At 70.9% G+C, this 14,593-nt stretch carries 9 protein-coding genes and 1 pseudogene; 6 read left to right on the top strand and 4 right to left on the bottom strand.

The genetic code is table 11. The features are described from left to right. The first annotated feature begins 227 nt into the window (after window positions 1-227). Together PYR72_RS08010 and PYR72_RS08005 are read left to right on the top strand one after the other, a co-directional pair. Window positions 228-1,982 (top strand): IS1182 family transposase, encoded by a 1,755-nt coding sequence (locus PYR72_RS08010; protein WP_275454624.1) that lies wholly within the window; start codon window positions 228-230, stop codon window positions 1,980-1,982. Between the two features lie 258 nt (window positions 1,983-2,240). Beyond that, entirely contained in the window at window positions 2,241-2,789 is a 549-nt protein-coding gene (locus tag PYR72_RS08005; protein WP_275454623.1) for a hypothetical protein, read from the top strand. A 277-nt stretch (window positions 2,790-3,066) separates the two neighbouring features. Here PYR72_RS08005 and PYR72_RS08000 read toward each other — a convergent pair whose 3' ends face one another. Further along, the gene (locus tag PYR72_RS08000) at window positions 3,067-3,576 is read right to left on the bottom strand and encodes a recombinase family protein (protein WP_275454622.1); all 510 of its coding nucleotides are present in this window, start codon (window positions 3,574-3,576) and stop codon (window positions 3,067-3,069) included. Between the two features lie 305 nt (window positions 3,577-3,881). Here PYR72_RS08000 and PYR72_RS07995 point away from each other — a divergent pair, with 305 nt between their 5' ends. Beyond that, complete coding sequence (locus PYR72_RS07995; protein WP_275454621.1) at window positions 3,882-5,384, top strand: carboxylesterase family protein; 1,503 nt, start codon at window positions 3,882-3,884, stop codon at window positions 5,382-5,384. Window positions 5,385-5,526: 142 nt separating this feature from the next. Here PYR72_RS07995 and PYR72_RS07990 read toward each other — a convergent pair. Then, window positions 5,527-6,258 (bottom strand): annotated as a pseudogene (locus PYR72_RS07990) (Tn3 family transposase); the annotation flags it as partial. A gap of 383 nt (window positions 6,259-6,641) precedes the next feature. Then, complete coding sequence (locus PYR72_RS07985) at window positions 6,642-6,851, bottom strand: TetR family transcriptional regulator C-terminal domain-containing protein (RefSeq protein ID WP_275454620.1); 210 nt, start codon at window positions 6,849-6,851, stop codon at window positions 6,642-6,644. Between the two features lie 103 nt (window positions 6,852-6,954). On the opposite strand from PYR72_RS07985, the gene PYR72_RS07980 reads away from it, so the two are divergent. Both PYR72_RS07980 and PYR72_RS07975 read left to right on the top strand, forming a co-directional pair. Then, window positions 6,955-7,518, top strand: coding sequence for an MBL fold metallo-hydrolase (locus PYR72_RS07980; protein WP_275454619.1), 564 nt, complete (start codon window positions 6,955-6,957; stop codon window positions 7,516-7,518). 147 nt (window positions 7,519-7,665) lie between these two features. After that, window positions 7,666-10,155 carry a SpoIIE family protein phosphatase gene (locus PYR72_RS07975; RefSeq protein ID WP_275454618.1) on the top strand — a complete coding sequence of 830 codons (2,490 nt, stop codon included), beginning with the start codon at window positions 7,666-7,668 and terminating at the stop codon, window positions 10,153-10,155. Between the two features lie 148 nt (window positions 10,156-10,303). Here PYR72_RS07975 and PYR72_RS07970 read toward each other — a convergent pair whose 3' ends face one another. Continuing rightward, the gene (locus PYR72_RS07970) at window positions 10,304-11,074 is read right to left on the bottom strand and encodes an SDR family NAD(P)-dependent oxidoreductase (RefSeq protein WP_275454617.1); all 771 of its coding nucleotides are present in this window, start codon (window positions 11,072-11,074) and stop codon (window positions 10,304-10,306) included. Window positions 11,075-11,316: 242 nt separating this feature from the next. Between PYR72_RS07970 and PYR72_RS07965 the strand changes: the two genes are divergently transcribed. Then, the gene (locus PYR72_RS07965) at window positions 11,317-14,529 is read left to right on the top strand and encodes a cytochrome P450 (RefSeq protein ID WP_275454616.1); all 3,213 of its coding nucleotides are present in this window, start codon (window positions 11,317-11,319) and stop codon (window positions 14,527-14,529) included. Window positions 14,530-14,593: the final 64 nt, after the last annotated feature.

The following is a 14,593-nucleotide window of genomic DNA, read 5'->3' as shown; positions in this document are numbered from 1 at the left end:
TGGTCGGGCAGGAGGTCGGCGACGGCGGTGCGGATGGCGCCGCGGCTGACGTCGTGGTCGCGGGCGAGGGCGAGGGCGGCGATGGACCGGCCTTCCAGGTACGCGGGGTGCCGGTAAGAACGCTGTCACCGATCCTGCTGGCTTATTCCGTGCCCGGCGGGGTTGGCTGCTCGTTGGTCGGGGCAGCAGCGGCCGTCTTGGCGTTCCGGTCGCGGGTGGGGTGTGGAATGTCGATGCGACCGATGCCGTGGCCGAAGGTGCCTGAGCTGACCGCGCAGGTGGCGCGGGCGGTGGCGGCACGGGGCCCGTATCCGTTGGCGATGCGGGTCCGTGACGAGCTGGGCGAGTTGTTTGAGGATGCCGAGTTCGCCGAGGCGTTCGGATCCAGAGGGCGGCCGGGCTGGTCACCGGGCCAGCTGGCGCTGGCCTGGTCACCGGGCCAGCTGGCGCTGGTGACGGTGTTGCAGTTCGCCGAGAACCTCACCGACCGGGCGGCAGCGCATCGGGTGCGGTACGGCATGGACCTGAAGTACGCGCTCGGCCTGGAGCTGGATGATCCCGGGTTCGACGCCTCGGTGCTGTCCGAGTTCCGCACGCGGCTGGTCGAGCACGGGATGGAGGAGAAGGTGCTCGACCTGCTGCTGACCGCGCTCAAGGACCGGGGCCTGGTGAAGTCCGGAGGCAAGCAGCGCACCGACTCCACCCGCGTGCTGGCGGCGGTACGCGATCTGAACAGGTTGGAGCTGGCCGGGGAGACGCTGCGGGCCGCGCTGGAGGCGCTGGCCTGTGCGGCCCCGGTCTGGCTGACCCACGCGGTGCCCGTTCGGGAATGGGCCGAAAGCTATGGTCCGCGGATTCATTCCTGGCATCCGCCGGCTTCCACGAGCAAGCGCGAGGAGAGGGCTCTGGTCTACGGCCGGGACGGGTTCGCGCTGCTGGAGGCGGTGCACGCCCCTGACGCGCCGGCGTGGCTGCGGGAACTCCCGGCGGTGCAGGTCCTGCGCACGATGTGGGTGCAGAACTACCACCGCACCGTGTCCGAGGCCGGAGCGGAGGTGAAGCGGCGGGAGGGCAAAGACCTCCCGCCCGGCAGACTGAGGCTGGCCTCTCCGTACGACACCGAGGCGCGCTATGGCCTCAAACAGGGCTCCTGGTGGACCGGCTACAAGATCCACATCAGCGAGTCCTGCGACGATGCCGACGACCAGGACCCGGCTACCGGCCAGGTGCTGGTCCCCGGAGCCGACGGACCGCCGCCGCGCTTGATCACCGGCATCGCGACCACCGACGCCACAGTGACCGATGCGGAGATGACCGAACCGGTCCATCACATGCTCGCTGCCCGCGATCTTCTGCCCGCCGAGCATTTCCTCGACTCCGGTTACGCCTCCGCCGAGTTGATCGTGGGCATCAAGAAGAACTTCGGGGTCAGCCTGGTCACTCCGGTCCTGATGAACAGCTCACCCCAGGCGCGTGCCGGCGCCGGGTTCGACCGCACCGCGTTCACCATCGACTGGGACAAGCGGCAGGCCACCTGCCCACGCGGGGACACCAGCACCTGGTGGAGCCCCGCCACCCTGCGCGGCACCAGGGCCATCGTCATCAAGTTCAACAAGGAGACATGCCGTCCCTGCCCGGTGCGCGACCAGTGCACCAGCTCGAAGACCGGCGGCCGGACTCTCTCCCTGCAACCCCGCGAGGTTCAAGAAGTCCTCGACCACGCCCGCCTCCAGCAGGGCGACGAGCAGTGGCGAGTCAACTACGGAGCCCGCGCGGGCATCGAGGGAACCATCCACCAGGCCGTCGCGGTCACCGGGATGAGACGTGCCCGCTACCTCGGTCTCCAGAAGACCCACCTGGAGCACGTCTTCTCCGCCGTCGCGCTCAACCTCATTCGCCTCGATGCCTGGTGGAACGGTCACCCGCTCGACCGCACCCGCGTCAGCCACCTCGCCCGACTCGATCTCTCCCTCGCCGCGTAACCGAATTGGAGTATGCAATGGGTAGGCGGCGTTGATCGTGAGGTCGGTGTTCGGCTGCCCGCTGTCGTGGATGGGGAGCGAGTGTCACGGACTGTGATCGCGTCCGTCCCGTGGGGCGAAGGCTGAGAGGGCGTCGGTGTCGGGGGAGGCGCTGTGGCGTGAGCCCGTTGATGTGTGTTAGTGCAGCTCGGCGCCGGTATGTACTGGTTGCAACAGGTGTGGCGGTATCGCTGAATCGAGGGACGCACGTTGTCGGGCATGACATGGAGAACAGACCACCTGAATGTGGAGTACAGCCAGTACTACCTCTGCGAATGGGGCAGTCTCCCCGACCCTGAAGAGATTCCGAGGATTCCAAGAGGGAACACGCTCGCAGGAGCCGGGAGTGGCTATCTGACCATCATGTCGGGAACGCACAGTGGCTATATCGCGCTGGCCATCGAGTGCCGGGATAATGAGCCGCCCCAGGATTTCAAAGCGTGGGAATCGGTCGTGGACGTCAGCCATTACAGCGAGAAAGGAATCATGTTTCCTCTCCTCTGGGCAGGAGATACTCTGCGCGAAGCCGGGAATCTGGCTCGCAAGGGGCCCGGCTGGTACCGCATCCGAATTCACACCCGTGGACGTGACGAAGGGCGACAGCTTAGTGCGGTGCCTGAACTCCCCGACTATCCCGTTGAAGACCATCTAATCACCATCTGGCCCGCGCCCCCCACGAATGAGAAGGTCCACAAGATTGAGGACCAATACGGGCTAAAGTCCTGGGACCCGTCAAGATCAGCAGCCCCACCCGTTTACCCCGGCTGAGGATTTCCCATCACCTTCGCTGTCGGTTGCCTGGCCGCCCATCCGCACCACCGGCCCGCAGCGACGACCTGAGCACCTTGGCTGTCCCCGATATCCGCCATGCATGTCGTCGGCCCGGTCTGGCACGACGACAGGGGCATCAGCGCATCGACATTTCGCACCCCACCCGCGACCGGGAATGCCAAGGCGGCCGCCGCTGCCCCGACCAACGAGCAGCCAACCCCGCCGGGCACGGAATGAGCCAGCAGGATCGGTGACAGCGTTCTTACCGGCACCCCTACGCGGTGTGCACGGCGTCGGTTTTCCCGGCCGCCACGGCTGGGCGCCGGCCGCCCTTGTTGCCCTTGGCCTCGGCGGCCCGCAGCCCGTCGTAGGTCAGGTCGCGCTGGAGTTCGCCAGCGGCGGCGAGGGTCTGCACCATGAACTTCACGGTGGACAGCAGCTCGCCGGTACGCGGGTGGCGGGCGGTGAGGTCCATCGCGGAGAACGCCCCGTCGTGGATGCGCAGGGCGAGACGGTCGCGGTGCAGGACGTCGAGCACGTCGAGGATGTGCCCGGTGCCGCGCACCAGGCGGAACATTTCGGAGATGTGGACGGTGTCGCCCGGCCGCGCGTACACGAGCAATTCGGCGAACTTCGGGCGCTGAAGCGGGTGGAGGCGGCTGGAGGTGCCCGCAGCTTCCTCGAAGGCGACTGGGTCCTCGATCCCGGCCTCGTCCAGGACGAGGTTCTGGCGGTCGGTCGACTGCTGATCGGTCGACACCCGTTTGTAGACCAGGTTGGCCATGCCGCTCCCCGTGTCGGTGCTCGCATTCGACCCTAGCTGTCAGCAAACCCTGTCAGCAGCCGTCATCGGATCTGTTTGGATCTGCGCCGCCCTCGGACCCCGGAAAGCCGGGGTTCATTGGACGCCCGCCATGCCTGTCGTCATTCGTTCGTTTGCCGACACTGCGGACTGGTCGCAGCGGGGGATTGACATGGCTGGCGCGTCAATCATCATGATCTTGGTGTTGGTCCCGGGGCGCCGCCCAACGCAAAGCTGAAGCCCCGTCCTCCTCGGCGATCTGGCGTGCAATGAGAGGCAGTCTTCCGATGGACACCTTCAAGACGAAGAACGGCTTGGTCCAGGGGTTTCGGGCTTCTGCCGAAGTCGTCGCCGTCCTTGGTATCCCCTATGCCGCCCCGCCGTTCGGCGTCAACCGGTTCCGGGAACCCTTCCCGGCACCGGCGTGGACCGGAGTGCGGGACTGCACGGCCTTCAGCCCGATCGCCCCGCAGTCGGCGCAACTGCCCGGCGCACCCGTGTGGTCGCCCGACGACAAGGACATCCTCACCGTCAACATATGGACCCCGGCCCCCGAAGGTGGTCGTCTGCCCGTCCTGGTCTGGATCCATGGCGGTGCCTACACCTTCGGATCCTCAGCCCAACCCGACTTCGACGGCACCGCGCTGGCCCGCGCCGGTCTGGTCGTGGTCACCCTCAACTACCGGCTCGGTTTCGAAGGCTTCGGCCATGTCCCCGCCGCCGAAGCAACCGCCTACCCGGACAACCGGGGCCTGCTCGACCAGGTCGCGGCCCTGCGCTGGGTCCGTGAGAACATAGCCGCCTTCGGCGGCGATCCTGGCAACGTCACGGTCGCCGGCCAGTCCTCCGGCGCCGCTTCGGTCGCCTGCCTGATGGTGATGGACCACGCCCGCGGCCTCTTCCACCGCGCCATCGCCCACAGCGCCGCCAGCCCTTGCTACACGCTCGAAATCGCTGCGGCGACCACCTGCGAGATCGCTGCCGCAGCGGGCTGCCCCGCCACAGCCGAGGGTCTGACTTCCGCGACCCCGGAGACCCTGGTCATCGCCTCCGACCGGGTGGTCGACGACTACCGGCGTGACCCCGCCTCCGGATCCCGCCACTACGACCCCGCGCTCTACGCCCCCGTCCTTGACGGCGCTGTACTGCCCACCGACCCCCTCACGGGGATGGCCGCCGGCGCGACCCGGGGAGTGGACCTGCTGGTCTGCCACACCACGGAGGAGTACTGGCTGCTCGACGCCGTCGGCAGCAGCGCGAAGATCACCACCGACGAACAGCTGGCCCTCTTCGCCGAAGACTTCAGCCTCCCCGACGGCCTGGTGGCTGGCTACCGCGCCGCGATGCCCCACGCCCCGGTGCTCGACGTCTACCTCGCCGTCTTCGGGGATCTGCTGTTCGGCGAGTACAGCAACCGACTCGCCGAGCTTCACGCCCAAGCCGGCGGCCGGGCGTTCCTGTCGCGTTTCGATCGACGGCGCACCGGCCCGAACGGGGTCGTGCGGGCCTGGCACTGTGCGGACATCCCCTTCGCCTTCGGCAATCTCGACAGCGATTGCCTGGCTTTCCTCATCGGCGGCGCACCCACCTCCGCAGACCACGGACTGGCACGCCGCATGGTGCGCGCATGGGCTGATTTCGCCACCACCGGGAACCCGGGCTGGCCATCGGTCAACAACTCCACGGCCCAGGCCAAGCTTTGGAGCACCGACGACGACCCCGCCGATGACAAGGCCGCCGCTGTCCGCGCTCTTTGGGCCAGTGCCGACTTTCCGGTCCTGTATCCGTGAACTGGGAAACCACCCCACACCTCGAACACCCCCAGTCGTCACTCAGCCCACTTGCACCTCGTCCCGTCTCATGAGCTGCTCAGCTACCGGCCGCCGCCGATGTTGTCGGTTTCGTCAGACGTCCGGCTGGGACCGGTGTGGGTCATTCGTCGTCGTCCTCGTCGAGAGCGCCAGCACCCGGGGCGCGCAGTGGCCGCAGACCGCCGTCGACCGGGGTGGAGGCGCGGAAGCTGTAGCGGCCGAGCACATTGAGGTTCGCATGCTTGAGCGGGGAGACGCGGGCGACGTCCTCGTCCAGAACGTCATGCTCGCGTTCCTCGGCTGACGGCGCCCGCAACTCCGCTACGGCGGCGTCCAGATAGCGCGTCGTCCACAGCACGGCGGCATTCAGCACGAGACCGAGCGCGCCGAGCTGGTCCTCCTGCCCCGTCCGGTACGCCTGCATGATCTGCCCGCGCTTGCCGTGGCAGATGTCGCGGGCGAGCTTGTGGCGGGACTCCTGCACGGTGAGCTGTCGGTTCATCTGCCGCCGGTAGGTGTCGTCGACCGGGTCGACCACGCGCAGCAGGTGCAGGGTCTTGGCGATCCGCCCGTACTCGGTGAACGCGGTGCCCAGCGGGGTGGGGCGTCCCTCGCGGCCGAACATCCGCAGCAGGTCGTACGCCCGCACCTGCCCGGTGACCAGGGAGCCGACCACCCGGAGCATGTCCGGCCAGTGCGTGATCACCTTGTTCAGATTCACCTTGTTGCAGGCCAGCGGCTCCAACGGCCCGTACCCACCGATCTCCACCCCGGGCAGCTCCGCCCGCCAGAACCTCTGGTCGGCCAGGTCGCGGAAGCGGGGCGAGAAGTTGTAGCCGAGCAGGGAGAACAGGCGAACCGACTACGACTTCCTGATATCGCCGCAGGCCCTCGCACTCCTCCAACAGGAAGGCATCGCCGTGATCGACTACAGCACTATCCAGCAAGCGTGGTCTCAGCCCAGCGCACCGTAGTAGATCGTCCGCGCACCTTCCCGCTCCACGGCGACGGCACTCGCGCATCCGCCAAAACGCGTTATGCCTGACACTGTCAGCAAGGTGAACACCCAGCTCAACGCAGTAGATGAACGCAAAAGGCCCAGATAACGGCCTGCTCATCAGTCAGAAATTCCACCGGCACCCGGCGGACGGTAGCCACCCGTCATCCGAGCCCACCGGGCTTCCAAGGAAACCTGACGCCGCATCCCGGAGCTGTGCTAGACGGCCATGATCAATCTCAGCGCCAATCACGGTTCGATTGATCCCCGGGCCCGTATCCGGTCATGCGCCGGCGCCAGGTGTCCGTGGTGCTCGCGTGGACGTCCGCCATGCGCGGGTCGTGCAGGGCCCGGCCCCAGAAGGCGACGACCACCCGCGCCTCCAGCAGTCGTGTCGCGTCGAGCGGCATGATCTCGTGGCCCGTACTCGTCGCTTCCGGGCGCCGCATTCCCCGTGGCAGGATCCCAGGACCGCACACCACGGCCCGCACACCACGGCCCGCACACCACGGCCCGTACGGCCGGCCCGTCGGGCCCCATCGGAGGACCGCCATGACCGCCACGTTCCACGTCCTGACCACCGGCTACGCGGACACGCGGGTGGCGGGGACCGTCACCCTGCTCCGCGACGGCGCGACCGTCGCGGTCGTCGATCCCGGGATGGTCGCCGACCGCCGGCTCATCCTGGACCCGCTCGGGGAGCACGGGCTGGCCCCCGAGGACGTCACCGACGTGGTCTTCAGCCACCACCACCCGGACCACACGCTGAACGCCGCCCTGTTCCCCGAGGCCCGCTTCCACGACCACATGGCGATCTACCGCGACGACATCTGGGAGGACCGGGACGCCGACGGGCACCGGCTCTCCCCGTCGATCACGCTGATGACCACCCCCGGCCACACCGCCGAGGACGTCAGCACCCTCGTGACGACGGCGGAGGGGCTGGTGGTCCTGACCCACCTGTGGTGGACCGCGGAGGGACCGGCCGACGACCCCTTCGCCCCCGACCGGGACCGGCTCCGGGCGGCCCGGGAGAAAGTCCTGGCCCTGGACCCGGTCCTGATCGTCCCCGGCCACGGCGCACCCTTCGCGCCCTCCGCCTCGACTCCCCTCTAGGGCCCGGCCGGGACCCAGGGGGTTCGCGCACGCCACGCGAGCCGGTTGAGCGGGTGGTGCCGGGGCGCGATGCTGGAGGCAGCGCCCGTGCAGGGTGACCCGTCGCCCGTGCCCGGGCGACGCAGGGGACGAGGTCGGTAGACGCCCATGTACCAGGAACCCGACACCACCACAGCGGCACCCGAGGACTTCGCGGTCGTCATCGACACCCGCGGGGCCGTCATGGTGTGGAGCGCGGGAGCCGCGAGGCTCCTCGGACACCGTCCCGAGGACGTCGTGGGCAGGCCCGCCTCCGGTCTGCTCGGCGGAACACTGCCGTTCGCGACGCGGCGCCACCTGGCGGCGGCCGAGCAGTGGACGAGCGACCTGGTGCTGCGCAAGCGCGACGGCGGCCGCGTCACCGCGCGGCTGCGGGGCACCCCGCTGACGGGCGCGGACGCCGGCACGTACTGGGTCGTCACCTCGGTGGGCGTGAGCTATCCCGCCGGCCCGACGGAGGTGGAGTCGGCGGAGCTGTGGGGCCTCACGCTGGCGCAGCTCCCGCTGCCCGTGGCCATCTACGACAGCGAGGCGCGGTTCGTCACCTGCAACGAGGTCATGACCAAGGCCATGGGGCTGCGGCCGGACGAGATGCGGGGGCGGACCCTGTGGGAGATCTACCCCGCCCCGCCCCTGGACGAGATCGACCGCCTCCAGCACCAGGTGGCCCGAACCGGCGAGATGGTCTTCCGCGAGGAGCAGCCGTTCCGCGCCTCCGGCGAGGTCCGCGACCACGCGTGGTCGGTGTTCCTCTCCCCGCTGAAGGACCGCGCGGGCACGGTGCTGGGTGTGTCCGCGCTGGTCATCGACATCACCGAGCAGTACTGGGCCCGGCGCCGCCTGGCCGTGCTCAACGACGCCGGCGTGCGCATCGGCAGCACCCTCGACGTCACCCGTACGGCCGAGGAACTGGCCGAGGTCGCGGTGTCGGGGTTCGCCGACTTCGCCACCGTCGACCTGCTGGAATCCGTCGTCCAGGGACACGAGCCGCAACCGGTGCCGCCCGACACGCCGGTCGTCTGCCGGCGCACCGCGCAGCGGTCGGTGCTCACGGGATGCCCCGAATCCGTGGTGCCCACCGGCGACACGGACGTCTACCCGCCCGGCTCGGCCCCGGCCCTGACGCTGATCAGCGGCAGGGCGAGCCACTACAGCGCGGGCGACGCCTCGCTGCGCACGTGGGTGACGGCCTCCCCGGCCCGCGCCGGGAGCGTACGCCGGTTCAAGATCCACTCGATGCTGATGGTCCCCCTGCGCGCGCGGGGCGTCACGCTCGGCGCCCTGCACCTCATGCGGCACCGGACCGCGGACGCCTTCGGCCCCGACGACCTGATCCTCGCCGAGGAGATCGCCGCCAGGGCCGCGGTGAGCATCGACAACGCCCGCCGCTACACCCGTGAGCGCCGCACCGCGCTCACCCTCCAGCGCAGTCTGCTGCCCGAACGGCTCCCCGAGGTGGCGGCCGTGGACCTGGCCTACCGCTACCTGCCCGCCGGGCCCGGCGACGAGATCGGCGGGGACTGGTTCGACGTCATCGCGCTGTCCGGGGGACGGGTCGCGCTGGCCGTGGGCGACGTGGTGGGACACGGGGTGCGTGCCTCGGCCACCATGGGCCGCCTGCGCTCCGCGGTACGGACCCTCGCCGACGCCGACTTCGCGCCCGACGAGCTGCTCACCCGTCTGGACGATCTGGTCATCCGTCTCGACCGCGAGGAGGGCCCCGACGCGCGGCGGCAGGCCGAGGAGGCCTCCGGGGAGGTCGGGGCCACCTGCCTCTACGCCGTCTACGACCCGGTCGCCGGCCGGTGCGACCTGGCGCGGGCGGGACACCCGCCGCCCCTGCTGATGGACCCCGACGGCACGGTGCGCGTGCTGGACCTGCCGGCCGGGCCGCCCCTCGGTCTCGGCGGACTGCCCTTCGAGGCGGCCCGGATCGACATGGCCGAGGGCAGCGTGCTCGCCCTCTACACCGACGGCCTGATCGAGGCCCCGGGCCGTGACCTCGACGTCGGGCTGGACCTGCTCGGCGAGGCCCTGCGCCACCCCTCCGCCGGCCTGGAGGAGACCTGCGAGGAGGTGATGCGCAAGGTACGGCCCGACCCGCCGGCCGACGACATCGTCCTGCTCCTGGCCCGTACGTCCCTGCTCGGCGCCGACCAGGTGCGCACCTGGTCGCTCCCCGCCGATCCCGCCGCCGTCGCCGGCGCCCGCCGCGGGGCGAGCGAACAGCTGGCCGCCTGGGGACTGGGCGAGCTGGAGTTCTCCACCGAGCTGATCGTCAGCGAACTGGTCACCAACGCCATCCGCTACGGCACCCCGCCGATCCAGCTGCGCCTGGTCCGGGCCGACGCGCTCATCTGCGAGGTCTCCGACGGCAGCGCCACCGCCCCGCACCTGCGACGGGCCCGGACCTTCGACGAGGGCGGACGCGGACTGCTCCTCGTGGCGCAGGTGGCCGAGCGCTGGGGCAGCCGCCACACCTCCGCCGGCAAGACGATCTGGGCCGAGCAGCCGCTGCCGGCCGACGCGCGGGAGGCTGCACCCGCACCCGCACAGGCACCCGCACCCGCCACCGCGCCGCCCGGCCCGGCCGGATAGTCGGGGAGCCGCGCCCCGGCCCCCGGCGGGCCTGCGCCCCGGCCCTGCGCCCCGGCCCTGCGGCGCCGCCGGGCGGCGCGGCCGGGCGGCGGACGGCCCGCCCCGGTCCTGTCCCGGACCTGCCCCGGTCCTGTCCCGGTCCTGCGGGTCAGCCGGAGGCCAGCCGCCGCAGCACCGCGGCGGAGACGGGCGCGGGGAGGGTCCGCAGGGTGCGGACCAGCGCGGCCGTCGGCCACGGGAAGTACGCCTGGGCCGGTTCGCGCTCCAGGGCGCGGACGACGTACCGGGCCGCGCGCTCCTGGCTGATCTGGAAGGGCTTCGGCAGCCCGTCGCCGCTGATGCGCTCCGTGGCGACGAACCCCGGGTGGATCGAGGTGAACCGGATGCCGCGGGGCGCCAGTTCGACGCGGGCCGCGTCGATCAGCGTGCGCGCGGCGGCCTTCGCCGCCGAGTACGGGCCCTGACGGGGTATGCCCATCAGCCCGGCGAGGGAGTTGGTGTGGGCGATCAGGCCGCCGTCCGCCTGGGAGCCCATCCGGTCGATCAGCGGGACGAGGTAGTTGACCACCGTGTCGTAGTTCAGCGCCATGATCCGGGCGACGTCCGCCACGCTCACCCGGTCCATCGCCATGTCCGGGCCCTGGCCCGCGTTGAGCAGCGCCACGTCGATCGTCCCGAACTCCGCGGCGCCGGCCGCCACCACCTCGGCCGCGGCCGACGGGTCGAGGGCGTCGGCGACGAGGTCCAGGCAGGCGCTGCCCGCCGCCCGCACCTCCTGGGCGACGCGGGCCAGTTCGGGGGCGCGTCGTGCGGTGAGGACGAGGCGGTTGCCGTCGGTGGCGAGCTGCCGTGCCACCTCCGCGCCGATGCCCGACGAGGCGCCGACGATCAGAACCGTGCGGTCGGTGACGCGTGCCATGGTCTCCCTCGCTCCGAGCCGGAACGTCACCGGCCCTCGCTCCGCGCCGGAACCTCACCGGCTGTCCGTGCCGGTCACCCTACGGCGGCCGCACCCCCTGCTCGTCCCCAGGACGTTCCGGCTCCCGCCCCGGTTCCGGCATCCGACTGTGTCACCCAACACAATCGATCGACATTGTCACTCGACAATGTCGGTCGTATGGTGGTGCCCGGCGACAGCCAGTGCGGATGAAAGGCAAGCCCATGACCTACGCGACCGACCGCGGAACCGAACCGATCCCCGAGCGTCCCGCCCTCCCTCTGGTCGGCCACGCGTTCGACATACCCGGTGGTGCCGACGGCCTGCTCCACGTGATGAAGGAGGCCAGGGAACTCGGTCCGCTGTTCAAGCTGCGGGTCTTCGGCAACGAGATCAACATCGCCTCCGGCCTCGACCTCGTCACCGAGCTGGCGGACGAGAGCCGCTTCCGCAAGAACGTGCACGCGGACCTCTTGCTGGTGCGGGAGATCACCGGCGACGGTCTGTTCACGGCGTTCAACGACGAGCCCAACTGGCGCAAGGCGCACGACGTCCTCATGCCGGCCTTCTCCCTCGGCGCGATGCGCGGCTACCACGCCACGATGCTCAAGGTGGCGCGTGAGCTGATCGGGAAGTGGGACGGGGCGGCCGGGACCGAGCCCGTCGACGTCGCCGAGGACATGACCCGGCTGACCTTCGACACGATCGGACTGTGCGGCTTCGGGCACGACTTCGAGTCGTTCGGCCGCCCGGAACCGCATCCCTTCGTCACCGCGATGTCCCGCGCACTCGGCTTCGCCCAGGCCAAGGGCGAGTCCGTCCCCGGCCTGGACCTGTTCAAGTGGAAGCAGGCCGAACAGTTCCGGACCGACGTCGCCGTGATGCGGGACCTCGTCGACGACGTGATCCGGGAGCGCAGGGCCTCCGGCGACACCCGCACCGACGACCTCCTCGGGCGCATGCTGCACACCCGCGACCAGGTCACCGGCGAACCGCTGGACGACGTCAACATCCGGCACCAGGCGATCACGTTCCTCATCGCCGGGCACGAGACCACCAGCGGGGCCCTGTCGTTCGCCCTGTACTACCTCACCAAGCACCCCGAGGTCCTCGCCCGGGCCCAGGCCGAGGTGGACGCCCTGTGGGGCGACACGGACACCCCCGACCCCGAGTACGGGGACATCGGGAAGCTGACGTACATCAGGCAGGTGCTCAACGAGGGCCTGCGGCTCTGGCCGACGGCTCCCGCCTACGCCGTGGAACCCCTGGAGGACACCGTCATCGGCGGCAGGTACGCCGTGCGCGAGGGCGAGACGATCCAGGTGCTCATCCCGCAGCTGCACCGGGACCCCGCCTGGGGCGAGAACGTCGAGCTGTTCGACCCCGACCGCTTCCTGCCCGAGCGGGAGCAGGAGCGGCCGGTCCACCTGTTCAAACCCTTCGGCAGCGGCGAACGCGCCTGCATCGGCCGCCAGTTCGCGCTGCACGAGGCCACGCTCGTCCTCGCGCTGGTGATCCACCGTTACCGCCTGATCGACCACAGCGACTACCAGCTGAAGATCAAGCAGTCGCTCACGATCAAGCCCGACGCGTTCACCCTGCGCCTGGCCCGGCGCACCGGCGGGGAGCGACGGCTGCCGCCCGTCACCTCGGACCGGGCCCCGGCCGGGGAGGCCCCGCCCGCGGCCCGCAGGGCGGCCGGAACCACGCTGACCCTGCTGCACGGCTCCAACCTGGGCACCTGCGCGGGCATCGCGCGTGAACTCGCCGAGGACGGCGAACAGCACGGCTTCGCCCCCACCGTCGCCGCCCTGGACAGCGCCGCGGGCACCCTCACCGCCGGCGACGGGCCGGTGGTGATCGTGGCCGCCTCGTACAACGGCAGGCCCACCGACGACGCCACGCGGTTCATGGAGTGGCTCGACGGCCTGGCACCCGGCTCCCTCGACGGGCTCCGGTACGCCGTCCTCGGCGTCGGCGACCGCAACTGGGCCGCCACCTACCAGCGGGTTCCGACCCTCATCGACGAGCGGCTGAAAGCGGCCGGCGCCACCGCACTGCTGGAGCGCGGCGCCGCGGACGCCTCCGGCGACTTCGCCGGCACGGTGGACCGCTGGACCGGCGACCTGTGGACCACCCTGCTCGACCACCACGGAACCGCACAGGACGGGGCGCCAGCGCGGCCGGACACGGAGGCGGAGGACGGTCTCTACGTACTGGAGGACACCACCGACTCGGTCATCGGCGGCCTCGCGGCACGGCACGGCGTCCAGCCCATGGAGGTCCTCGACACCCGCGAACTGGTCGACATGTCCCACGGTCTCGGCCGCTCCAAGCGCTTCCTCAGGCTGCGACTGCCCGAGGGGGTCACCTACCGCACCGGCGACCACCTGGCCGTCCTCCCGCGCAACCCCGACCACCTCGTCCAGCGGGTCACCGACCGGTTCGGCCTCGACCCGGACCGCACCGTCCGGCTGCGCGCCCGCCGGCGCGGCCGCAACACCCTCCCCGTCGACCGCCCGCTCACCGTCCGCCGTCTCCTCACCGATTTCGTGGAACTCCAGGACCCCGCCACGCGGGAGCAGATCGCCGTGCTCGCCGAGCACACCGCCTGCCCGCCGGAGAAGCGCCCCCTGACGGAACTCGCCGCGGCCGACCCCGAGACCTTCCGCGAGCAGGTGACCGCCGCCGGACGCAGCGTCCTGGACCTGCTGGAGCGTCATCGCGCCTGCGAGCTGCCGTTCGAGCGCTTCCTCGAACTGCTCCCCGTCCTGCGCCCCCGCCCCTACTCCATCTCCTCGTCCGCCCTGGCGGCACCCGGCGAGGTCGATCTGATGGTGTCGCTCCTCGCCGCCCCCCACCGGGCCGGCGAGGGCATGTTCCACGGCATCGGCTCGCACTTCCTGCAGACCGTGCGGCCGGGGGACACCCTGCAGGCGAGGGTCCTGCCGTGCAGCGAGGCGTTCCGCCTGCCCGACGACACCTCCGCCCCCGTGATCCTGGTCAGCGCGGGCACGGGACTCGCACCCTTCCGCGGTGCCGTCCTCGACCGCCGGCACGCGGGCTCCACCGGGACACTGCTGTGCTACTTCGGCTGCGACCACCCGGACGTCGACTACCTGCACCGCGCCGAGTTCGAGGCCGCCGAGGCCGCGGGCGCCGTCAGCATGCGGCCCACCTTCTCCTGCGCCCCCGAGGACGGCGTCCGCTTCGTGCAGGACCGGATCACGAAGGAGAGCGACGAGGTCTGGGCGGCGCTGGAGGCGGGCGGACGCGTCCACGTCTGCGGCGACGGCCGCCGTATGGCCCCGGCGGTGCGCGAGGCGTTCAGGGCCCTCTACCGCGAGAACACCGGCGCCGACGACGCCGAGGCCGCCGCATGGCTGGACGCCCTGACCGAGTCCGGCCACTACGTCGAGGACGTCTGGGCCGGCTGACCGACCACGGCGGAGCGGCGCCGGCCCCGCGCCGCGCCCGCCCTCCGGCGGGGCCTCGGACGTT

Origin of the sequence: Streptomyces sp. VNUA24 (assembly GCF_029167005.1) — a bacterium.
GTDB classification, from domain to species: domain Bacteria; phylum Actinomycetota; class Actinomycetes; order Streptomycetales; family Streptomycetaceae; genus Streptomyces; species Streptomyces scabiei.
Note: the sequence above shows the minus strand (reverse complement) of the source record. Positions and strands in the feature narration are given on the sequence as shown.

Bases quoted from the DNA above. Each gene is read 5' to 3' on its own strand.
- PYR72_RS08005 (WP_275454623.1), top strand. From the start codon at position 2,241: ATGACATGGAGAACAGACCACCTGAATGTGGAGTACAGCCAGTACTAC.
- PYR72_RS08010 (WP_275454624.1), top strand. From the start codon at position 228: ATGTCGATGCGACCGATGCCGTGGCCGAAGGTGCCTGAGCTGACCGCG.
- PYR72_RS07980 (WP_275454619.1), top strand. From the start codon at position 6,955: ATGACCGCCACGTTCCACGTCCTGACCACCGGCTACGCGGACACGCGG.
- PYR72_RS08000 (WP_275454622.1), bottom strand. From the start codon at position 3,576: ATGGCCAACCTGGTCTACAAACGGGTGTCGACCGATCAGCAGTCGACC.
- PYR72_RS07965 (WP_275454616.1), top strand. From the start codon at position 11,317: ATGACCTACGCGACCGACCGCGGAACCGAACCGATCCCCGAGCGTCCC.
- PYR72_RS07975 (WP_275454618.1), top strand. From the start codon at position 7,666: ATGTACCAGGAACCCGACACCACCACAGCGGCACCCGAGGACTTCGCG.
- PYR72_RS07970 (WP_275454617.1), bottom strand. From the start codon at position 11,074: ATGGCACGCGTCACCGACCGCACGGTTCTGATCGTCGGCGCCTCGTCG.
- PYR72_RS07995 (WP_275454621.1), top strand. From the start codon at position 3,882: ATGGACACCTTCAAGACGAAGAACGGCTTGGTCCAGGGGTTTCGGGCT.
- PYR72_RS07985 (WP_275454620.1), bottom strand. From the start codon at position 6,851: ATGCGGCGCCCGGAAGCGACGAGTACGGGCCACGAGATCATGCCGCTC.